This is a genomic window from Bacillus sp. RC252, from assembly GCF_044909215.1.
Taxonomy (GTDB): domain Bacteria; phylum Bacillota; class Bacilli; order Bacillales; family Bacillaceae_G; genus Bacillus_A; species Bacillus_A mycoides.
In genome coordinates this window covers 116130-136983 of record NZ_JBIYDV010000014.1, presented here as the reverse complement: position 1 = coordinate 136983, position 20854 = coordinate 116130, and the positions used below count along the sequence as shown (strand labels likewise).

Here is a 20854-nt window from a genome sequence, read left to right as displayed (position 1 = left end):
GGTTCTTCTCCTTTTTAATCTGTAATTAAAGTATTCATAGTTGCAGGTATAGGTAGTGTAAATGAACTTTTCTTATTTAATTAACAGAGGATAGGTGTCTGCAAATAAATTATATCAATCAGAAGTTGTTTACAAAGAAATATGCGATTCTAAAATTGTTGCGGAACTAGCCGTTGCATACGGAAAGACCGATATAAACCCAGAGTTACAAGAGTTTTTAAAAATAGCGAAAGGCAAGACGATGAATCCATTTACAAAATGACGAGAAAATGACAAAACTGTAAGAAAGCACGAATGTTTGTAAGAGAGTTCGATGTTTCCCTTTTTCTTTTTTTATTATAGTGAAAAAGAAGAAAGCGATGTCATAAGAGGTTGATATTTTTAGATGAGTACAATAATCAAAACTATTCATGTAATGAAAGTATATGGCAATCAGTTAAACACCTTACTTTAAAGGAGGGATTTGAAAATGTCTTTTTCTCAATTCAATATTGATATTTTTCGAGCAATTAATGATTTAGGTAAACAATATTCATTTCTAAACTCAGCCATGGTATTTTTGGCAGAATATATGGTATATATTTTTGGTTTAATTATTATAGCTTATTGGTTTACCGGGTCCAGAAAAAGTAGGATGATGGTTATTCAAGCGATGGCTGCTTTTATGATTGCAGAGGTGATTGGAAAAATAGCAGGGGAATTTCATTTGAATTATCAACCGTTTGCAGTATTGCCTGATATTAATAAACTTGTTGACCATGCTGTAGATAATTCGTTTCCTAGTGACCATACGATTCTCTTTTTTTCGATTTGTTTTTCATTTTGGCTTGTTCGTAAAAAGACTGGATGGTTATGGCTTATACTTGCATTTTGTGTAGCGATTTCTCGTATTTGGGTAGGGGTTCATTATCCTTTTGATGTTGCAATAGGGGCTTTAATAGGATGTGTTGCAGCGTTATTTTCGTATTGGTTAGTACCGAAATTTTCTTTTATCAAGCAATTGCTTACTCTATATGAAAGAGTAGAGAAACATGTTTTACCATCCAAAAACAAATCAAAGGGATTTTGAGTATAGCCCTTTCTCATCCTCATTATTATTCTACACAAGTTGAATGGATCGATACATTCAATGCACCTATTTACATCCACGAAGGCGAAAAAGAATGGGTAGTACGTCCAAGTAACAAAATAATTTTTTGGTCTGTCGAGTCTTTTGAATTAACAAATGGCATTGCTTTAAATCGTATTGGAGGTCATTTTAAAGGAGGAACTGTTTTACACTGAAAAGGTGGAAATCATAATAAAGGTATTTTGCTAACAGGTGATATCATTCAAGTGATTGCCGACTGTCAGTGGGTTAGTTTCATGTACAGTTATCCAAATCTGATTCTACTTCCTGCTAGTAAAGTAAGAGAGATGATGGATAAAGTAAAAGGGCTACCATTCAACCGTATTTATAATGCTTTTCATCGAGTCGTGTCAAAGCATGCGGACCTTGCTGTTCAGAAGTCAGCAGATCGATACATAAAAGCACTGCAGGAAACACTTTTTAATACATGAGATGTTTCAATATTACCTGTAGACATCTTTAAGAAATTAAAATAAATAGAGAAGTTTAGAGCATGTTATTATCATTTTTTAAAACATGCTCTTTGTATTTAAAGTAACACCAACATTACTGACACGTACAAGTTATCAACAAACTTTATGTTGAAATAATCTTAGCGTACGAATGTTGGTACTACCCCCTACTTAGTAATCTCACAATTTAAGGCATGTCATTGGGGAAGATTTGGGAGTTCAATCGATTCTGAATAAAATTGATAGTATCAATTGCAATTTTTTTACGTTTAAGGACAATCCCGGCATGCCCACATGTATAAATATATCGCGTAGGTCTTTCCCAGGATTCCCACAAATAGTTCGTATCCTCAGAATGCACATAAAGATCATGCTTGCCTGAAATTAATAAAATATTTTCTTTTTTTACTTTTGGTAATGCTTGACTCGGTTCAGTGATTTTCCAATAAGCTATTAAATCATCATACGTAACACCATGATGTTCCAAGTCTTCTCTAATAAATTTACCTGGATTTGTCTTCCAAATTGAATAAGAGAGTCGATTCGCGTAGAAAATGGATGCTAACACATCAATTTCTGGTTCAACAAGAGATGTTAAGTTAGTAATAACTCCACCTAAACTGATTCCTATTAAAATCAAGGGACCATTTTTATTTGCTTTAATCCATTTGATCAAAGTTCGTAAATCAGCTACTGCTTGTTTAGTTGCTTCTACAGTTCGTTCAACATTGGCACTTACCATGTACTCTCCACTGTATAGGGATTGGTTCGGTTTTCTGTCAAAATGATATGGTAAAGTGAAATAATACATATTCCACTTCAAGTTGGTCATATGGTCGTGGAATATTTTTTTTACACGTTCGTTAGAATCCATTCTCCAACCGTGAACAAAGATGACATGAGGTGCATCTTCATTTTTATGTAAAAATAATTCCCCAGTGACAGAATCGTTGCGTGAATCACCAGATTGAACCGAGCTTTTATATTTGAATTGTCCAACCATGTATTCCTTTTCTTGTTTTAAATACTTAATGTTAAAATGAATATGAGATGGTTTTACTTTATAAAAAAATTCTATGTCCTTTATATATAGTGAGGTGTTAGAAAGAGAAGTGTACTGAAACTTTACACTTCTTTTTTTGTGCAAATCATACAAGGCGTATCGATCAATGAGTTTTGAAAAAATCAAATTAACCTCCTCCAAAATACATATCGTCTAAAAGATGGACAAAATTTATGCTGTAAATTAATTGTAAAATATTCTCTTTTCCTAATAATAGTAGATGCTTGAATTATAAAACAGGTGGGGAATTTGTATATTATATTATAAAGCTATCAATAAAATAAAACTATAAATATTTTTTACAAAAACCTAAAAAGCAAGTTAATATTCTCATTCATAAAAGAGAACATTAACTTGCTTATTTTTGTATTAAAAGGTACACCTTTTGAAGTGACCTAATTTATATGAAAGACAATGTGTCAATTTGTATATTTAATACAGTGATAGTTACCATAATTTTCGAAGCCTATAGTCAATTAACCTTACAATATACGTCTTTTTGGTATATAAATAGCTATATTCATTAGAGAAAGAGTTTTAATCCTTCATGAGAATCTTTAAAACCTAATTTCTTATAAAAGTGTAAAGCTTCTTGTCGTTCTTTATCTGTTGTTAACTGTACTAAATGACATCCCCGTAATTTAGCACGTTGAATAGCCCATTTAATAAGTTTACTTCCTATACCTTTACCACGTTTTGATGAGGCTGTCCGTACACCTTCAATTGTAGCTCTCCAACCCCCTTGACGTACAATGTAAGGCGTAAATGTGATTTGTTGAATACCAATAATCTCTGTCCCATCACACGCTACAATCAACTCGTTATTTGGATCACAATCAATAGCATGAAATGCTCTTATATAACTATCAGGGAGTGGTGTTTCATAGCGCTCTCTTTTATTTCCTAAAACATCATCAGCAAGCATTTTTACAATTTCATCTAAATCATCTGCCGTTGCAATCCTAAATGTTAAAGTTTCTGTCACTATCAAAAAACCTCCTTAATATATGCACTTGTTACTTTTATTTTACTTGTTTAAATACAATAGGTTAAATTATAAAATATTATGAGTCTCTATAACTTTTTCTTATAGATAGCATAAAAGCCTAACTTATAAAATTATAGGTTAGGCTTTTTAACACAATATTATTATTAGAAAATCCGATCAACTTCAATAAAACTCCATATTCTTTAATGAATTTTCATATTTAACAAACACACATATAACCATTCAAATAGGCTGGTTTTTATTTGTTGTATAGAAATTACGTAATAAGCATGGATTTGTATGCTCTCATTCAATGCTATCTAAAGCCATATACCTCCTTGCACATATTCAAAAACGATTACGTTTTTGAATATGTGTTCCGGTTTTTCTTGACCAGGTCAATGAATAAAATAACTACACATAAACTCCTTATATCTCTAGATAAACTACCGATTAGCTCCATATAGACTCTAGATAACCTATATAGAATACAAGTTATCAAGGAGGTAAGAAAAAATGAACTTTATGAAACGAGCAATTCTCAGTATGAAAAAAAGAGTAGGAACATCATTAATTTTGATGGCAGTTTTCCTAATTGTTACAAATTTAGTGTTGGCAGGATTCACAATCCAAAATGCATCAAAAAAAGCTGCTGATGCAGCAAGAAAAAAACTCGGTGCAGATGTTACTTTAAGTCTTGATTTTGACAAATTAGGTCAACAAGCTAGGGAAACTGGAGAGATGCCTAATCCACCGAAGCTTAATACAAAAGAAGCAGATCAATTAGCGAAGTCAAAGTATGTAAAAGACTATAATTACATAACTAGCACTCTCGGAATTTCTGACGGACTTAAACTAGTAGGAGCTTCAGAAGGAGAAGAAGAAGGAAAAGGTAAGGCGGGAATGGCGGCTGTACGAGGCGGTTCAGGCTCTGGTACAGAAATAGATATGAATTCTTCTTTTATGATTGAGGGAGTTCGCAAAACCGCATTACAAGAAAGCTTTAAGAATGGAAAAAGTAAAATCATTGATGGGAAACCAATTACAGAACAGATGAAAGATCAGAATGTAGCTTTAATGGAAAAACGATTAGCGGAATTAAACAACTTGAAAGTAGGAGACAAAGTTAAAGTGCAATCAGGGGATAAGAAGGAAACCCTGGAGGTTGAAATTATCGGTATTTACGAAACGAATGAGCAAGCAATGGGGCAACAAGCTCCTCCTATAATGGATCCAGCTAATAAACTATATATGCCGCATTCAACTATGAAAAAATTAGAAATAGATCAAGGTATAAGTAGCATTCAAGTCGTGTATTTCTTGAAAGATCCACAAAACATTGAAGCGTTTAAAGAAGAAGCAAAAAAATCTGATATTGATTTTAATTATTATAAATTAGATGCACATGATTCGTTGTACAAACAAATGATTGGGCCTATCGAAAATATCTCATCAACTTCTCAAATGATTATTTATATTGTATCAATTGCAGGTGCGATTATTTTAGGGTTAATCATTATGTTATCGATTAAAGCACGTCGTAAGGAAATGGGGATTCTATTGTCCATTGGAGAGAAAAAGTGGAAACTGATGGCGCAGTTCGTAGTAGAAGTAGTATGTATCGCTATTTTAGCATTTGGATTATCCATAACAACAGGAGCGAAAATTTCTCAATTCATAGGGAATAATTTACTTTCGAGTGAAATTGCTACAGCAGGAGAAGAAACAAACACACCACAAAATGGAACTGTAATGGTAGCTGGACCTGGTGGAACTGTACAAAATCAAAAAGAGGATCCAATTGATAAAATTAATGTAAGTGTAACTGGAGAAGATGTAGGGAAAATGGGGGGGATTGGACTAGCTATTGCTATATTAGCAACGCTTCTTCCAGCATTATCTATTCTACGCCTGAATCCAAAACAAATTCTTTTAAAAGATGAATAAGGAGGCTCGATATGGAGACGATTTTACAATTTAAAAATTTAGATTATTATTATGAAAGTAACGGAAAAAAAGTAGCGATACTAGAAAATGTTAACTTTTCTTTTCAAAAAGGACATTTCTACACGATTCTAGGACCATCCGGATCTGGTAAAACCACTACGCTTAGCTTAGGTTGTGGGCTAGATATACCTAAAAATGGTTATGTACTATTTAATGGAAAGGATATTCGGAAAATTGGTTTGGATCGGTACCGTAATCAAAATGTATCGGTAATTTTCCAATCTTATAATTTGATTACCTATATGACTGCTCTTCAAAATGTCTTAACAGCAATGGAAATTACAGGTGTTAAAGTGCAAAATAAAACGGCAAGGGCGTTAGAATTATTAGAGAAAGTAGGACTTACAGAAGTAGAAGCGAAACGAAATGTTCTGCAACTAAGTGGCGGGCAACAGCAGCGTGTAGCAATCGCTCGAGCGTTATCTTGTAATGTTGATTTACTGATTGCGGATGAGCCGACAGGAAACCTCGACGAAGAAACGGCAATGGATATAATAGAACTGTTTCAAGAACTTGCACATAAAGAAAATAAATGTATTATTGTTGTGACGCACTCACAGGAAGTTGCTAAAAAATCAGACCGTGCAGTCTATTTATGTAAGAAGAAGTTGGTAGTAAACGAAATTTAATATCACCCTAGTTTTTTAATTCACATAATTTTCGAAATCAGTTTCTTCAAATATTTATATTTGATATACAATATAACCAAGCCATAATTAAAATGGTCTCCCTGTATTGAATGTTAAGATAGTTTGTTATTCCCTTTTTAACAATTTTTAGAAAAGAACTTGTAGTATATTCTACAGGTTCTTTTTGTTATGATCGGTTTACTATATCATTGAAGAATTGCATATAAAAAATGGGACAGTATTTAGGTGTATGATCTAAATACTGTCCCGTTTAATTATTTATTTGAAAAAATGAACTAGCTTACATCTCATGTGATAGATTTTATAAATAAGAGCGTTTAATTGTCCATGGCTCTAAGCACTAACCATTTGGAATAAAGATGCAATGTATCAGTTATACTATGTAATATTTATTCATTACAAAATATGGTGGTATGTATGACTAAGCAAACAATTACTTTATTTCAAGTTTCTATGATACTCATTGGTAGTATTGGGATAATTAATCATGTCATTATGATTCCTATGTTATTAGATACCTCAGGTAGAGATTCGTGGATCTCTATCATATTAGTAAGCATTATATACTTGATTTGGATTTCATTAATATTCATCATATATAGAAACATAAAAAATGAACACTTGTTTTCGTGGTTAAAAAATAATTTTGGGAAACTCAGTGTATATCCAATCATATTCATAGTTGTGATTTATTTAATAACAATTGGTGTCGTTGCACTAAAAGAAACATTAACCTTTTTCTCCTTTTATTTACCAGAAACACCTCACTTTGTATTAGGAATACTTTTTTCAATGATTTGTCTCTATAATGCTACAAGAGGAATTCAATCTATTGCACTTACAACAGGTGTTTTGTTACCTATTGTATTCCTACTTGGTTTTTTTGTAATGTTTGCAAATGTTCCGCATAAAGATTATTCTTTACTTCAGCCAATGATAGAAAATGGAATGAAGCCAGTATTTAAGGGAATGGTTTATCCTGCAGCAGGATTTTTAGAGTTGATTTTTATTCTTTTCTTACAGCATCACATTTGTTCAAAAGTCAAATTATATCAACTGATCGCTTTGGGAATGGTTATTATCGGTATCACAATAGGCCCAGTTATGGCAGCTATTATAGAATTTGGACCTTTCGTAGCAGCAAACCAACGATATCCAGCATTTGAAGAATGGAGACTTGTGTCAATAGGAAGGTACATTGAAAATTTAGACTTTCTCTCCGTGTATCAGTGGCTTGTAGGGATCTTTATTCGTCTATCACTTGTTGTTTTTCTTATACCAGATTTGTTATCAATTACAAATCGAAAAACGAGAAATGGGATTATGTTTGCAATACTTTCATGTATTTTATTAATAAGTATACTACCCATCAGTGACTCTAGTTTCTATTGGTTTGTATCTCAAATTATTTTACCAGTTTCAGCTTTAGGGCTATTTTTGTTTTCTATCTTACTAATAGTGTTTGTATGGGTTGCTAAATTTAAGAAAAGCTCTTAAAAGAGTATGGGGATGTATTTTATATAAGGTTGCTGAGTTTGAAGGAGACAACGTAGATGAACAAACAAGTAGAAATAAATGAGAAGATAATACTAGAGTGGTTTGAAGGATGCAACGATGTAAAAGTAATAAAGCGTGAATTGGATGAGAAAGAAAAAAGGAATTCAGTATTGTTTATGTATTGTCAAAACTTAATTGACAATACAAAATTAAAACAAGCCACATCATCCCATGTTTGCAAAGAGCTTTCAAGTAATTCAATAGAAGAGTTTAACCTCTCAACATTAATTCCCCAGTTATCAGTAAAGAAATTAGATATGGTAAATTCGAATGAAACTATCTCTCAGATTATATTTGAAGGTAACCTCCTTATTATTTTTGAAGAATCTAAACATGGATATATAGTTGATATTGCCCAAATACCTACCAGATCGGTTGAACAAACAAATACAGAGATGACCATTCGTGGTGGACGTGATGGATTTGTTGAAGAGTTAAACACAAATATAGGATTAATTAGAAAAAGACTAAAAACGAGTTCTCTTAGTTATGAAGAATTTATTATTGGAGAAAGAACACAAACTAAAATAGCACTCCTGTATTTAAAAGATGTCGCATCCCAAGATATCATTAATCAAGTTCGATTAAAATTAAGACAAATTAAAATAGACGGGGTTGTTTCAAGTGCACAAATTGAAGAGTTAATCACAAACAATCAATTTAGTGTATTTCCTTTAGTCGAATATACAGGGCGCCCTGATTATACTGTGAATTGTTTGCTATATGGGCGTTTTATTTTACTGGTTGAAGGGTCACCAACAGCGACAATTGCACCAGTTACATTTCCTTTTTTTGTTAATACATCTGAAGATCAAGATCTTTTCTACATATTCGGTAGCTTTGTACGACTTGTAAGTCTTTTGGGGATAGCAATTTCTATATTTCTTCCAGGAATTTGGATAGCACTAATTACATATCATCCAGATCAGATTCCCTATACGTTGCTAGCTACATTAAGCTTATCAAGAGAAGGGATTCCTTTTCCAGCTCCTTTAGAGGGGATAATTATGATGACCTTATTTGAAATTTTGAGACAAGCAGGATTGCGTGTTCCTGCCGTATTCGGTCAAACATTATCTGTTGTAGGGGGATTAATTATTGGACAAGCTGCTATTAGTGCAGGAATTGTTTCAGCATCTATGGTCATTATAATAGCAATCTCGGTTGTTTCGACATTTGCTTTAACTAATCAGTCAGTAACAGGAATAATAAGTATATTGCGGTATGTAGTATTCTTAGTATCTTCTTTATTAGGCATAGTAGGATTTATCTTTTGTGTCCTTGTGATGGTGATACATGTAGTAAATTTACGCTCTTTTGGAGTTCCATTCTTTACACCATATTCACCCCCTGTGTTTAAAAGTATGCTAGCAGCCACATTTAGACTTCCTTTCACGTATATGAAAAAAAGACCTAAAGAATTGCATACGCAAGATAATACAAGGAAAAGAGAGAGTACCGATGAAGAAAAATAAAAGAATAGTTATATTTCTTTTTATGATGTGTACGTTTCTAACAGGGTGTTGGGATCAAAGAGAGTTGCATCACGTTTTGTATATAAATAGTCTAGGTATCGATTTTAAAGATAATAACTATATCATCCGTCCGCAATTTATTAATTTTTCTAACATAGCTAAACAAGAAGGGAGCACTACCCGTAATTACAGCCAGGCCTATATCGGAAAGGGAAAAGGCCCCATTTTAGATGAGGCAGCATTTGATTTTTATAAGGGTGCTCAACAAGAAATCTCATGGGAGCATCTCAAAACAATTGTTGTAACAGAGAGATTTCTAAAACATGGTGACTTAAATCAATTTAATGATTTTTTTTCTCGGTTTTTTCAATTTCGAGATACTATGTGGATATTTGGAACTAAGGAGCCTTTAGAAAATATATTAGCGAACAATAATATATTAAATATTTCTCAATTATATACAATCATTAATTTACCAAAAGAGATAACCAAGCAATATACAATAATAGATCCTTTACCTTTATATAAATTCCAAAGAAATTATTATGAACCTGGGATGACAACTCGCATTCCATTCTTAGCTACGACTAAAACATATTGGAAAAAAGGACATACATCATTTCCAATGTTAAAATTTAGTGGTTATGGTTTTATAAACGATAAATCCTATATAAATCATTTAAACAGCCATGATATTGCTGGGGTTCGATGGACGGATGAAAATACCAAACGAGCTCCATTACTATTAAAATTTAACAAGAAAATCATTGGACATATAGTATTAAAAAATCCAAAGATAGATACAAAGCATTTTATTAAAAATGGAAAGTTACGTATGCTTATGAACATCCATTTCGATGCTGATATTTTTCAATTAATAAATTCTATGCCTGTAAATGATATTAAAAAAATTGCAGAGGACCAAGTTGAAAAAGAAATTAAAAAAACGTACCGAAAAGGAATCGAAAGAGGGATTGACACGTATCAGTTATCACATTCCTTATATCGGCAGAATTCTAAATTGTGGAAACAATATAAAAAAGAGGGGGGGATACCCCTTCAAAATAAAGAATTAGATTTAAATGTCTCGATTAATATAGCTACAAATGGAAAATCTAAAAATATGCGTAATATGATTGAGCATTAGAATGGTTGAAGATGAAAGGAAACGTAAAATATTAACTCTAAATAGGAGATTCGAACGCGAAAGACCACTACGATGTGGTGGCGGAATGGGATGAGAGTTCGATTAGGAGCAGAAGGAGGCTTTTACCTCCTTCGTTGTCTGAAAATACGCTTACACTTCTTAGCGTTTAGATAAGTACTAGTCTTTAAAACTAAATGTGCCGTAAAGTAGGAGCAGCTTAAATTCATTACTATGATTTATTTGTTACTTTTAAAGCGTCTAACACTATTTTAGTTGCATTTGCAATAAGTTTATCATCGTATTTCGCATCTTCTTTCGCATGATTAGAAAGTATCGCAAGAATAATTGGCTTTTTATTTGGTGGCCAAATGATTGCAATATCATTCCTTGTTCCATAAGACCCAGAGCCGGTCTTATCGGCTACTTCCCATTCTCCTGGAACTCCAGCACGAATTAAGTTGTCCCCCGTAGTATTTCTTTTCATCAAATCTATTAAAAAGTTCCGTTTCTCAACTGAAAGTATATCGCCTAGCGCGTATGCTTGAAGACTAGTAGCTAATGCCTTTGGGGTACTAGTATCACGAGTGTCTCCTGGCTGCACTTCGTTTAATTCTGGTTCAAAACGTTCAGGATTTGTGACAGTATCTCCTATTTCTCTCAGTGATTTTTTGAATTCACTTGGCCCACCTAATTGCTTAAGAATAAGATTTTGTGCAGTATTATCGCTATATCGAAGGGAAGCATCCGCAAGCTCTTTCAGAGTCATACCTGTATCTACATATTTTTCAGTAATTGGATTGTAATTCACAAGATCTTTGCTAGTATACTTAATTCTTTGATCTAAATTTTCTATTGATTTCTTTTGTAACAGTGCTCCAACAGCAAGGGCTTTGTGGGTAGATGCGTATGCAAACCGTTCATCTGAACGATAAGTAACGGTTTGATTCGTACCTGTGTCTAATGCATAAATACCAAGTTTAGCATCATATTCTTTTTCCAGCTTTACAAAAGAATGATTACTTGTATTTTCTTGTTTGGTTTGTTTCGGTGGTGCGGATTGAATATTACTATTGGAACAGCCTATAAGCGTTACACATGAAAGTAATACTACAGGTAACATCTTTTTATAATGCGAAATGTGAAAAAACTTCTTTGAAACTATCATACATTTTCAACCTCTTTCAAGAATATATGGATTTTGTATAGGTATTTTACATACCTATACAATTAACAAATGCACAGGATAGCACTCATCTTGTGTTTCTTGCATTACAAAATGAGAGAACTACCAAAAGCACCTTTTTTATACGTAATAGACAATCTAAGTAACACATTTGTTCCATTTATGATTAAGGTTTTGAATATATCCATTAATTTTATTTATAAGAATCACAAAATCCATCTTTTTTGCACGCCACTTAATTTAATGTGGATTTAGATTGAGTTTACCTCGTAATGGGAATTTCAATTGGATTGCGCATATATAACAACCTCGTTCCGGACAGAATAAGTAATAACAACTACTGATTTCATTTTAAGTGAGGTGTTATACGATACATACGACAAAGCAAAAAAGACTTGTGGTGCAAAGTATAACTACATTTAGTCTACTAATAACGACTATCTTTACACCCATGCTTATTTACATTGTTTATGGATTACAGATTTCGAAAGGCTTTGAGGGATACTGGCCATCAATCCTGTTTTATACAACTTATATGACGGGTGTGTTTATCTGGATACCTATTGTGAATAAGGCTGGGATTCACCGCTCCTTATATTGGACTGTTTCTATTCTGATAGTATCATTACTTAGTGTTACTTTCTTTGGATGGAGTTCAAGATGGCTAGAAATAAGTGCGTTAGTTTCTGGTTTTGCAGTTAGTACAATTTCTACCATGACGAGTACTTTATTGTTTCTACATGTGGAAGGCGGGGGAAAGGTTTATAATAAAAATCAACAAGCGATTATTATTGGTATCGTTTTTCTTTTACTAATAATCGTTTTGTTAGCGATTAGTTTTTTATCGCCGCCGCTGATAACATGCATATATGGGATTTGTTTAATCAGTATCCTTTTTGCTATAAAAAAAATGCCGAGAACAGAGTTAGCCAAAGGGCTTTTACCTATCTCCATCGTATCGGTTGTAGGAAAGTTTCTTTTTGTCTCAATGCTTATTCTTTTGATTCGAACAAGTCGTAACATAAATAATGAACAATATATTTTTTATTTTTTTCTACTTTCTATAGCGCTTATTTGTTTCATGTTTTTGAGTTTGTTGAAAGGAAAGTTCTTTCATAAACTTTCATCTTCTTTACCAATCCGCTTAAAGGCAGAATCATTTTTACTTGGATTAGGAAATGGATATTTATTTTTGATGGGTATTTTTTATAGTTTTACTTTCTATAACATGTTAACCTGTATTTTCATTGTAGTTGGGCCATACCTATTAGGGATTTTGATGTCCATATTTTTAGATATCAAAGCTGCTAAGAAAGTTAATCCAATCCATTTGTTTTTAGTAAGTACTTTAATCATGATATTCGGGTTTTATTCTCCAATATTTATAGTCCTTAGCGTTACATTTGGAAGCTATGCCATTAATAGTATTTCTTCTCAAAATAATATGAAAGTATATATGGTGAATGCTACACATAGAGAGCTTTCTTTACTCATTTACACAACATGGAGAAATATGGGGAATATATTTTTACAATTTTTTATATTGATTGTGATTGTGGGAGTAGGGGTGTTTTACGATGTCGAATGGTCGCAACTTTTCCAAACAATTGTTGGGAAGGTTCAAATGCAGATTGAAGGGTTATCCGTACAACGATTGATGTTTATGTTAGCAATTTGCTGTTGGCTTGGCATGGTGGGCTTAGGTATGTGGATTGGTAAAAAAGCTAATCCCAATATTGCTTAAAAAGTAACTCGAAAAATATCAATACTAAAACTACAAAAAACAAACAAACTCGTCCTACTAAGAGGGGAGTTTGTTTGTTTTTTGTTTAGATAATGGAATGTTCATGCAAAATTGTACACTATGTTCCATATTTTTTATAGAATATTTTATATCTAGCGTTTCAAGAATTTGTTTAACAATATATAGCCCCAAACCACTTCCTCCAGTATTTCGATTCCTTGATTTTTCAATTCGATAAAATGGTTTGAAAATTTGTTGTATATCCTCTTCTTTAATATTGACACCTGTATTCATAATTTGCATTTTGATTTGACCTTGTTTAGAATCCTCACTTAACTTTATATAGACTTTTTCATTATGTGGTGAATACATAACCGCATTATGGATAATATTTTTACATGCTTTTTCAAAAAGAACACGATCTGTATAAACAGAAAGATCAGAATCAATTTCTTTTATTATTTGGATGCTTTTTTGAGAAGCAAAAAATTCGAGGTCTTTTGTGATTGTATCTATTAACTTCGAAAGATTAACTTCTTCTACTTTTAGTTTAAAGGTGTGTTGTTCTAATTTCGACATGCTTAAAATTTCACGGACTAATTGTTCCATACTTTCAATAATTTGATGATTTTTCTTTAAATATTGATCACGATTTTGATAAGGGCCAATATTGTATATCATCCCTTCTAAGTATCCTTTCATTACAGTTAGAGGGGTCTTTAATTCATGTGCTACAATCGCAAAAAACTCTCTGCGTTTTGTTTCTATTTCTCGTTCTTTTTCAATATCATTTTTTAATTGTTGATTTGCTTTTTTTAAATCAAACATAGCTTGTTGTAAGTTAATAGACATGTCATTCAAACTATTAGATAATTCTCCTAACTCATCTGTAGAGCGAACCTCAATTTTTTCGGAGAAATCTAAATTTGCCATCTTTTGTGCACCCTCATTAATATAAATAAGTGGTTTTGTAATAAACCTGGAATAGAAATAAGCACTCCCTACACCAATTATGAGTACAATGATACTAATATAGGGGAGAAAGCGTACTAAAACCTGTGAAGCTTCATCAATTGGTTGAAATGTAGCAAAGACTATAAGCGTTAAACTACCATCTTGGAATTGAATTGGTTTCGTAACGTTATATGAATTGCTAAGGGTACCTGCATTCTCGAACCGTGTGGCTCTAGTAACTACTGTTGTTTGCGAACCATTTTGAGTAAAAGAAAATGAAGGAGAGTATTTAATTATTCCCTCATTATTTTGAAGATAAAGCATCGCATTATTTTTTTTGGCATATTCATCAAAAAGTGGTATCGCATCTTGAAACGTAAGATCTTTAGATTTATCAATGATTTCTTTTATCCCTGTTTGAAGTTGATCTGTTTTGTATTGCTCATAAAACGTAGGGAGAAAGAAGTATAAAGTTAAATAAATCAATACTGCAAAGGATAACAAAATGAGAGAGGTAGTCATAAAGAGTTTATAAGTAATTTGCTTCATCTTCATGATTTTCACAATACTATTCATCAATTTTATAACCAATACCCTTTATTGTTTTAATATAAGGGATAGCTAACTTTTTACGTAGGTTTTTAATATGTGTATCAATTATTCGTGTTTCTCCAAAATAATCGTACCCCCAAACTTTTTCTACGATATTTTCTCTTGTGAGTACTTTTCTCTCATTTTGAAATAGTAGTTGTAGAATTTCAAACTCTTTTGTCGTTAATAAAATTTCAACGTCATTTACATATACTCTATATGCATCAACATCGATACGTACTTCTTTAAATACCAAATGATTATTTACATTTTTATCATAACTTCTTCTAAGTACAGCTTCGACTCGTCTAATCAAAACATGAAACGAAAAGGGTTTTGTTATATAATCATCGATTCCAAGATCGAACCCTTTCATTTGATCTTCCTCTTCTTCCAATGCAGTTAGCATAATAATTGGTACGTTTGACTGACTTCGAATCATCTTGGATACTTCAAATCCATTAAGATTGGGCATCATTACATCTAGAAGAATTAAATCAAAGGATTGCTTATTAATTTGTGTCATACCCTCTAATCCATCTGATGCGACTACCACTGTATACTGTTGTGTCATTAAAAATTGTTTAATTAATTCCTGAATTTCTTGATCGTCTTCTACCACGAGAATATGATAGTTTTTCATAATATCACCTCTGGTAGTCATTATAGCCTTACTATCTGGAGTTTATGTGGAGATAAATTAGGAGATTTCACAAGACGATTATTGTGTTAGCTCCACGTTCAATAAAATGAACGATTAATATTTAAGTAAAACTAATGTATAATAATGTAAACTGCATGTGATTTTTTAAAACTGTATGAAAATATACTTTTGCTTCTTTACCAGAAGGGGAAAAGGAAATGAATTTCAATATAAAAGAAGCTACCGAAATACTAGAGCACGTGCCACAAATTTTGGAGTTTTTTATCGAGTGCTCTGTTTAATCGTTAATCGCCTAAATAACAATTCTCTGGGGAAACCAAAAGTTTAAAGGTATGAACTAGGGATTATTTATATAATGCGAGAAAGGTTGTGAAATTATTTGAGGGGTTATAAAGCAATACTATTTGATTTAGATGATACGTTACTTGATAGGGATAAGGCAGTAGATAAACTGTTTTCCATTATTTTAGAGGAGTTTTATGGGGATGTTGAACAACATTCGGTAAAAAACGAAATGTTACAAAAATTCAAGGGATATGATAAAAAAAGCTATGGCCACAGCAATAAAGTAAAGGTTTTGGAATCATTATTTGATGAATTCCCACCGAAATATAGATTACCACGCAATTACATTCAAGACTTTTGGAATAATAATTTCCCAAAATGTTTTTCTATAAACCAAAAAACTATTAATATCATAAATACTATAAAGTCACATATTAAAGTTGGAATTATAACAAATGGCTCAACTCAGAGGCAAAAAGCAAAAATAATTAACACGAATTTGAATCGTTATTTTGATACAATCATTATTTCTGAAGAAGCGGGATTTAGTAAACCTGACAAACGCATATTTGAATTAGCATTAAATAAGCTAAATGTACAATCAGAAGATGTATTATTTGTTGGAGATGACTTAGAAAAGGATATTGCTGGTTGTCAAAATGCAAATATAAAGGGCATATGGTTCAATCCTAATATGATTAAGAATAATACCGACACAAAACCATATGCCGAGATTACTTCTTTTGATAATTTATTAAGTTATTGTGGAGAGATGAATTTTCAAAAATAGTAAAAAGATAGATTACCCTTAATTTCATTGACCGTATGAGAAGTTTTAAAACAATAATTATTTACGATGATATTGAGCCAGGGGCAAATCATTTATGTGTGTTAATGAAGATCTACACAGCATGTTTAATATATACTTTATAAATTATAGAGGAGTGAGACTATGGAAATAAAGAAAGTAGTAATTGACGGAATAAATATTGCGGTCGTCAGAAACGATACAGTATTAATATCGGACGTTCAATCTGCATTAGATTTCATGGCAACAGTTCAATATGAAGCGGATTCGAAGTGGATTGTTATCAATAAATCATTAATAAGTGAAAGTTTCTTTGACTTAAAAACACGTCTTGCGGGTGATATTCTTCAAAAGTTTATTAATTACAGCGTGAAAATTGCTATCGTCGGGGATTTTTCTATGTACGCTAGTAAAAGCTTAAAAGATTTCATTTATGAATGTAACAAAGGTAAGGATATTTTTTTCTTAGCAACTGAGCAACAAGCAATTGAAAAGTTAAGCTCATTGAAATAAAGATATAAAATGTATTTCGAAAGAGGCATCCATGAAGGTGCCTCTTATTTGTATTTTTATATAAATATGTTTTTCAAATTTAAATTTTGTACCGGTACAGTAACTGCAAATGTAGATTGTTACTATATCCCTTCAAATTTACAATCAGCATATATTATTTTAATTTATAACTTATTAAGGGGTGCTGAATATGACAAAGTTACAAGATCAACTTTTCACAAGATTAAACCTTGAAAAACGTACTGAAATAAAATTTGAAGAATTAAGTACAATACTCTTTGCATTTGCCCACACAATCCCGTTTGAGAATTTAGATGTAATAGCAAGTAATGCGAATACAATTTCTATGAAAAACTTACAAGAAAAAATTTTAACTAGATCCCGCGGCGGACTTTGTTATGAATTAAATACTCTTTTTTACTATTTTTTAAAAGATAGTGGTTATGATGTACAACTCGCACTAGGTACCGTATATAAAAATGATATAAACGCTTGGGCACTTGAAGAGGGGCATATAACAATTATTTTAAATTATGAAAACGTAAGGTACTTAATTGATGTAGGTATTGCTTCATTAGTACCTCTTGTGCCAGTATCGTTTACTGGCGAACTTGTTTCTTCTAAAAACGGTTCGTATCGAGTAAGACAAAAAGATACGAGTAAAGGAAACTATGTTCTAGAAAGAATAGATGTTGATGGAGAATGGAAAGTTTGTCATGCTTTTTATAATCGTATGATTGATGAGGCAGTAGTAAATGATGTTCAAAAAAGAGTAATAGAAGATGAGAAATCTATTTTCAATAAAGGACCCATTGCAGTAAAGTTGACGAACTCTGGTCATGTCTCTTTAACGGATACTAGTTTAACTGAAATCATTTATGGAGAAAAAACTAAGCGTGAAATTACAGAAAATCAATATAAAGCGCTTTTATATACTTTATTTGCTATTAAGTTATGACTAAACAAATAGCCGGTTCTTATTCAGAATCGGCTATTTTTATGATTTTTGGTTTAAAAGGTTTTCTTCTAATATGTTTTGGAAACTGCGGTATAGTTAATGTTTTTAACGTTTCTGCAGCCTCTTCATACGTATGAAAAACGGGTTCTTTTCCATTGTCTCCTTGCAAAACTAGTCCTTCATCTCGGATTACATACGGCATAAAATCATTCCTTTAAGTAGAATATTGTGTTCTTTTGAAACAGAATGATACGATTTAAAGTTTGATTTTCTTAATAGATATAATACACTAGAACAGTATAAAAAATATATAAAATGAATATTGAATGTAGAGGAAGATTATTATGTCAGTTATCGATAAATTGAAACTTAATAAGTATACGAATATGGTGGTTATTAACGAACCGAACGATTATGAAGTGTTTGGAGATAAACCAACTACATTTTCTAAAGAGCATGATGCTGTTTTTATTTTTGTAGAAACGCTTGATGAGATGGTAGAGCATACAAATTTCATTATTAAAAATGAAGAGTTGTTACTTGAGAAAGGTTATGTCTTTTTTGCTTATCCGAAAAAAGGTAATGCTCGTTACAGTACTTTTATTCATCGTGATGAAATGTTTCCAGCGTTAAATGTTGGAGAAGATGGATATGTAGGAAATAGTGATATTAAATTTGCGCGAATGGTAAGTATGGATGACGTTTTCACTGTTGTTGGTTTAAAACGTGAAAAGAAAAAAGCAAAGAAAACGCCTGCTGCAAGTCAATGTGTTGCTGATTATGCTGATCGAATTCAAGATGTGGAAGCATTATTGGCTAATCATCCCACTGAACTTAAATTTTATCAAAGTTTAACTCCTGGATATCAAAAAGATTGGGCACGTAATTTATTTTCTGTAAAACAAGAAAAAACACGTGAAAAACGTCTTGAGAAAATGATTGAAATCCTTTCACAAGGCTATAAAACAATTGAATTATTCCGTAAGAAGAAAAAATAACGATTAGGAACGTCACAATGATGCAACAATTAATTACGTTGAACACATTGAAAAAAGGATTCCTTTCAGTATACTAAAGTATGTTCTTATATTTAAATAATTAGCAAAAGAGAAAAGGTGTTTGAAATGAAATCGTATATTGTAGTTGGAGCTGGAATTTTAGGAGCATCTACTGCTTATCATCTTGCTAAGGCTGGTGCGAAGGTTACTATTGTAGATCGTCAAGAGTTAGGTCAAGCAACTGACGCAGCAGCAGGTATTGTCTGTCCTTGGCTGTCGCAACGTCGTAATAAAGCATGGTATAAAATCGTTAAAGGCGGTGCACGTTACTATTCTTCGTTAATTCAGCAATTAGAAGAAGACGGTGAAACGGATACAGGTTACAACCGTGTAGGTGCAATTAGTTTACATACTGATGAGAAAAAACTAGATCAAATGGAAGAGAGAGCGTATAAACGCCGTGAAGATGCACCGGAGATTGGTGAAATCACTCGCTTATCAGCTGAAGAAACGAAAAAATTATTCCCAGCATTATCGGAAGAATATAGTTCTGTTCATATTAGTGGCGCTGCACGAGTAAATGGAAGATTATTACGCAACGCATTAATAAGCGCTGCGAAAAAACATGGTGCAACTTTCATAAAAGGTGATGCAGTATTAGTCCGTGAAGGGAATCATATTACGGGAGTTAAAGTAAACGACGAAACAATTGTAGCGGAAAAGGTAATGGTAACTGCAGGCGCATGGGCGAACGAAATCTTGAACCCATTAGGAATTAATTTCTTAGTTACGTTCCAAAAAGGACAAATTGTTCATTTACAAATGGAAAATACAGCAACAGAAAATATGCCAGTTGTTATGCCGCCGAACGATCAATATATTTTAACATTTGACAATGGCCATGTCGTAATTGGTGCAACGCATGAGAATGATACTGGTTTCGATCACCGTGTAACAGCTGGTGGTTTACATGAAGTATTCCATAAAGCGTTAACAGTAGCGCCTGGTTTAGAAGATGGTACAATGGTTGAAACAAGAGTTGGCTTTAGACCGTTTACACCAGGGTTCTTACCTGTTATTGGACCACTACCTAATTTTGAAGGCATACTCATTGCGAACGGATTAGGTGCTTCAGGATTAACAGCAGGTCCATACTTAGGATCAGAACTTGCTAAACTTGCGTTAGGGCAACCGATTGAATTAGATTTAAATGATTATGATGTTGCTGGGGCAATGGAATAGTAATAAACAAAAAGATTAGGAGTGATTTCCTAATCTTTTTGTCATGTTATTTGGGAGTAACTAAGTATTTGGGGAGGTAGGAGTTCTTTTAAACAGGTACCACCACATCGCTATCAAGCTAAGAAAATAGATAACCCACAAAACGAAAAATTTTTGCCTTTTATAGCAACGAAGTGCATTTTTATCGTTTGAGGTATTAGAGAAAAAAGGTTGATTCGTTCAATATAGAGGAGAATATCATTTCTTTTTATACATATCAGAAATATTAACAATAGCCTCAAAAACTGGAGGCTATTCAATTTCACAATCTATTATGAGCAATTACAATAGGTAAGCTCTTTAAAGTCTGTCCCATCGCTGCATTCGTAAAATGATGAATAACATCAAAACCCTCAACTTGATGGATGTTAGCGAACCGTTCCACAAATGAAATTAAAGCGATAGAC

At 32.4% G+C, this 20854-nt stretch carries 20 protein-coding genes and 1 pseudogene; 14 read left to right on the top strand and 7 right to left on the bottom strand.

The annotated features are described in order from the left end of the window. Positions 1–94: 94 nt before the first annotated feature. The 3 genes and pseudogenes from ABH960_RS20055 to ABH960_RS20045 all read left to right on the top strand — a co-directional run. Positions 95–262, top strand: a complete 168-nt coding sequence (locus ABH960_RS20055) for a type 2 periplasmic-binding domain-containing protein (protein ID WP_404447824.1) — start codon at positions 95–97, stop codon at positions 260–262. A gap of 207 nt (positions 263–469) precedes the next feature. Continuing rightward, positions 470–1069, top strand: a complete 600-nt coding sequence (locus ABH960_RS20050) for an undecaprenyl-diphosphatase (protein ID WP_016104947.1) — start codon at positions 470–472, stop codon at positions 1067–1069. Then, a pseudogene (locus ABH960_RS20045) lies at positions 1027–1560 on the top strand (MBL fold metallo-hydrolase); the annotation flags it as partial. The gene ABH960_RS20050 and the pseudogene ABH960_RS20045, both read left to right, overlap by 43 nt. Positions 1561–1768: 208 nt before the next feature. Here ABH960_RS20045 and ABH960_RS20040 read toward each other — a convergent pair. Beyond that, on the bottom strand, positions 1769–2770 hold the full coding sequence (locus tag ABH960_RS20040) for an alpha/beta hydrolase (RefSeq protein ID WP_404447820.1): 1002 nt from the start codon (positions 2768–2770) through the stop codon (positions 1769–1771). A 397-nt stretch (positions 2771–3167) separates the two neighbouring features. Then, on the bottom strand, positions 3168–3629 hold the full coding sequence (locus ABH960_RS20035; RefSeq protein ID WP_404447817.1) for a GNAT family N-acetyltransferase: 462 nt from the start codon (positions 3627–3629) through the stop codon (positions 3168–3170). Positions 3630–4148: 519 nt separating this feature from the next. Between ABH960_RS20035 and ABH960_RS20030 the strand changes: the two genes are divergently transcribed. The 5 genes from ABH960_RS20030 to gerXC all read left to right on the top strand — a co-directional run bounded on the left by ABH960_RS20030 (position 4149) and on the right by gerXC (position 10468). Next, complete coding sequence (locus ABH960_RS20030; protein ID WP_002085363.1) at positions 4149–5579, top strand: ABC transporter permease; 1431 nt, start codon at positions 4149–4151, stop codon at positions 5577–5579. A gap of 11 nt (positions 5580–5590) precedes the next feature. After that, positions 5591–6268, top strand: coding sequence for an ABC transporter ATP-binding protein (locus ABH960_RS20025; protein WP_404447814.1), 678 nt, complete (start codon positions 5591–5593; stop codon positions 6266–6268). Positions 6269–6706: 438 nt separating this feature from the next. Continuing rightward, complete coding sequence (gene gerXB / locus ABH960_RS20020) at positions 6707–7786, top strand: spore germination protein GerXB (RefSeq protein ID WP_404447811.1); 1080 nt, start codon at positions 6707–6709, stop codon at positions 7784–7786. Positions 7787–7842: 56 nt separating this feature from the next. Further along, complete coding sequence (gene gerXA, locus ABH960_RS20015; RefSeq protein WP_404447808.1) at positions 7843–9321, top strand: spore germination protein GerXA; 1479 nt, start codon at positions 7843–7845, stop codon at positions 9319–9321. After that, positions 9308–10468 (top strand): spore germination protein GerXC, encoded by a 1161-nt coding sequence (gene gerXC / locus ABH960_RS20010; RefSeq protein WP_000739710.1) that lies wholly within the window; start codon positions 9308–9310, stop codon positions 10466–10468. Before gerXA ends, gerXC begins: the two co-directional genes overlap by 14 nt. 229 nt (positions 10469–10697) lie before the next feature. Here the strand turns inward: gerXC and bla are convergent, their stop codons facing one another. Then, a complete protein-coding gene (gene bla, locus ABH960_RS20005) occupies positions 10698–11633 on the bottom strand; it encodes a class A beta-lactamase (RefSeq protein ID WP_404447804.1) in 936 nt (311 codons plus the stop codon). 469 nt (positions 11634–12102) lie between these two features. On the opposite strand from bla, the gene ABH960_RS20000 reads away from it, so the two are divergent. Beyond that, complete coding sequence (locus tag ABH960_RS20000; protein WP_404447873.1) at positions 12103–13395, top strand: hypothetical protein; 1293 nt, start codon at positions 12103–12105, stop codon at positions 13393–13395. Positions 13396–13452: 57 nt separating this feature from the next. On the opposite strand, the gene ABH960_RS19995 is transcribed toward ABH960_RS20000, so the two are convergent. Both ABH960_RS19995 and ABH960_RS19990 read right to left on the bottom strand, forming a co-directional pair. Further along, the gene (locus ABH960_RS19995) at positions 13453–14925 is read right to left on the bottom strand and encodes a sensor histidine kinase (RefSeq protein WP_002189716.1); all 1473 of its coding nucleotides are present in this window, start codon (positions 14923–14925) and stop codon (positions 13453–13455) included. Further along, positions 14918–15583: a response regulator transcription factor gene (locus tag ABH960_RS19990; RefSeq protein ID WP_404447870.1), complete on the bottom strand. Its 666-nt coding sequence runs from the start codon at positions 15581–15583 to the stop codon at positions 14918–14920. The genes ABH960_RS19995 and ABH960_RS19990 overlap by 8 nt, the downstream gene beginning before the upstream one ends. A gap of 418 nt (positions 15584–16001) precedes the next feature. Between ABH960_RS19990 and ABH960_RS19985 the strand changes: the two genes are divergently transcribed. The 3 genes from ABH960_RS19985 to ABH960_RS19975 all read left to right on the top strand — a co-directional run bounded on the left by ABH960_RS19985 (position 16002) and on the right by ABH960_RS19975 (position 18168). Then, the gene (locus ABH960_RS19985; protein WP_404447867.1) at positions 16002–16679 is read left to right on the top strand and encodes an HAD family hydrolase; all 678 of its coding nucleotides are present in this window, start codon (positions 16002–16004) and stop codon (positions 16677–16679) included. Positions 16680–16841: 162 nt separating this feature from the next. Then, positions 16842–17210, top strand: a complete 369-nt coding sequence (locus ABH960_RS19980; protein ID WP_404447801.1) for a DUF4180 domain-containing protein — start codon at positions 16842–16844, stop codon at positions 17208–17210. A 190-nt stretch (positions 17211–17400) separates the two neighbouring features. Further along, the gene (locus ABH960_RS19975; RefSeq protein WP_404447798.1) at positions 17401–18168 is read left to right on the top strand and encodes an arylamine N-acetyltransferase family protein; all 768 of its coding nucleotides are present in this window, start codon (positions 17401–17403) and stop codon (positions 18166–18168) included. A 19-nt stretch (positions 18169–18187) separates the two neighbouring features. Here ABH960_RS19975 and ABH960_RS19970 read toward each other — a convergent pair whose 3' ends face one another. After that, a complete protein-coding gene (locus tag ABH960_RS19970; protein ID WP_002032339.1) occupies positions 18188–18370 on the bottom strand; it encodes a hypothetical protein in 183 nt (60 codons plus the stop codon). Positions 18371–18512: 142 nt separating this feature from the next. Here ABH960_RS19970 and ABH960_RS19965 point away from each other — a divergent pair, with 142 nt between their 5' ends. Both ABH960_RS19965 and ABH960_RS19960 read left to right on the top strand, forming a co-directional pair. Then, positions 18513–19166 carry a YdeI/OmpD-associated family protein gene (locus ABH960_RS19965; RefSeq protein ID WP_016104957.1) on the top strand — a complete coding sequence of 218 codons (654 nt, stop codon included), beginning with the start codon at positions 18513–18515 and terminating at the stop codon, positions 19164–19166. 126 nt (positions 19167–19292) lie between these two features. Then, positions 19293–20408 carry an NAD(P)/FAD-dependent oxidoreductase gene (locus ABH960_RS19960; RefSeq protein WP_078181462.1) on the top strand — a complete coding sequence of 372 codons (1116 nt, stop codon included), beginning with the start codon at positions 19293–19295 and terminating at the stop codon, positions 20406–20408. 301 nt (positions 20409–20709) lie between these two features. Here the strand turns inward: ABH960_RS19960 and ABH960_RS19955 are convergent, their stop codons facing one another. Next, positions 20710–20832: a hypothetical protein gene (locus ABH960_RS19955; RefSeq protein ID WP_002032342.1), complete on the bottom strand. Its 123-nt coding sequence runs from the start codon at positions 20830–20832 to the stop codon at positions 20710–20712. Positions 20833–20854: the final 22 nt, after the last annotated feature.

Coding starts and splice junctions, on each gene's coding strand:
- gerXC (WP_000739710.1), top strand. CDS start 9,308: ATGAAGAAAAATAAAAGAATAGTTATATTTCTTTTTATGATGTGTACG.
- ABH960_RS19960 (WP_078181462.1), top strand. CDS start 19,293: ATGAAATCGTATATTGTAGTTGGAGCTGGAATTTTAGGAGCATCTACT.
- ABH960_RS19980 (WP_404447801.1), top strand. CDS start 16,842: ATGGAAATAAAGAAAGTAGTAATTGACGGAATAAATATTGCGGTCGTC.
- ABH960_RS19970 (WP_002032339.1), bottom strand. CDS start 18,370: ATGCCGTATGTAATCCGAGATGAAGGACTAGTTTTGCAAGGAGACAAT.
- ABH960_RS20030 (WP_002085363.1), top strand. CDS start 4,149: ATGAACTTTATGAAACGAGCAATTCTCAGTATGAAAAAAAGAGTAGGA.
- ABH960_RS19965 (WP_016104957.1), top strand. CDS start 18,513: ATGTCAGTTATCGATAAATTGAAACTTAATAAGTATACGAATATGGTG.
- bla (WP_404447804.1), bottom strand. CDS start 11,633: ATGATAGTTTCAAAGAAGTTTTTTCACATTTCGCATTATAAAAAGATG.
- gerXA (WP_404447808.1), top strand. CDS start 7,843: ATGAACAAACAAGTAGAAATAAATGAGAAGATAATACTAGAGTGGTTT.
- ABH960_RS19990 (WP_404447870.1), bottom strand. CDS start 15,583: ATGAAAAACTATCATATTCTCGTGGTAGAAGACGATCAAGAAATTCAG.
- ABH960_RS19995 (WP_002189716.1), bottom strand. CDS start 14,925: ATGAATAGTATTGTGAAAATCATGAAGATGAAGCAAATTACTTATAAA.
- ABH960_RS20050 (WP_016104947.1), top strand. CDS start 470: ATGTCTTTTTCTCAATTCAATATTGATATTTTTCGAGCAATTAATGAT.
- gerXB (WP_404447811.1), top strand. CDS start 6,707: ATGACTAAGCAAACAATTACTTTATTTCAAGTTTCTATGATACTCATT.
- ABH960_RS20000 (WP_404447873.1), top strand. CDS start 12,103: ATGCTTATTTACATTGTTTATGGATTACAGATTTCGAAAGGCTTTGAG.
- ABH960_RS20025 (WP_404447814.1), top strand. CDS start 5,591: ATGGAGACGATTTTACAATTTAAAAATTTAGATTATTATTATGAAAGT.
- ABH960_RS19975 (WP_404447798.1), top strand. CDS start 17,401: ATGACAAAGTTACAAGATCAACTTTTCACAAGATTAAACCTTGAAAAA.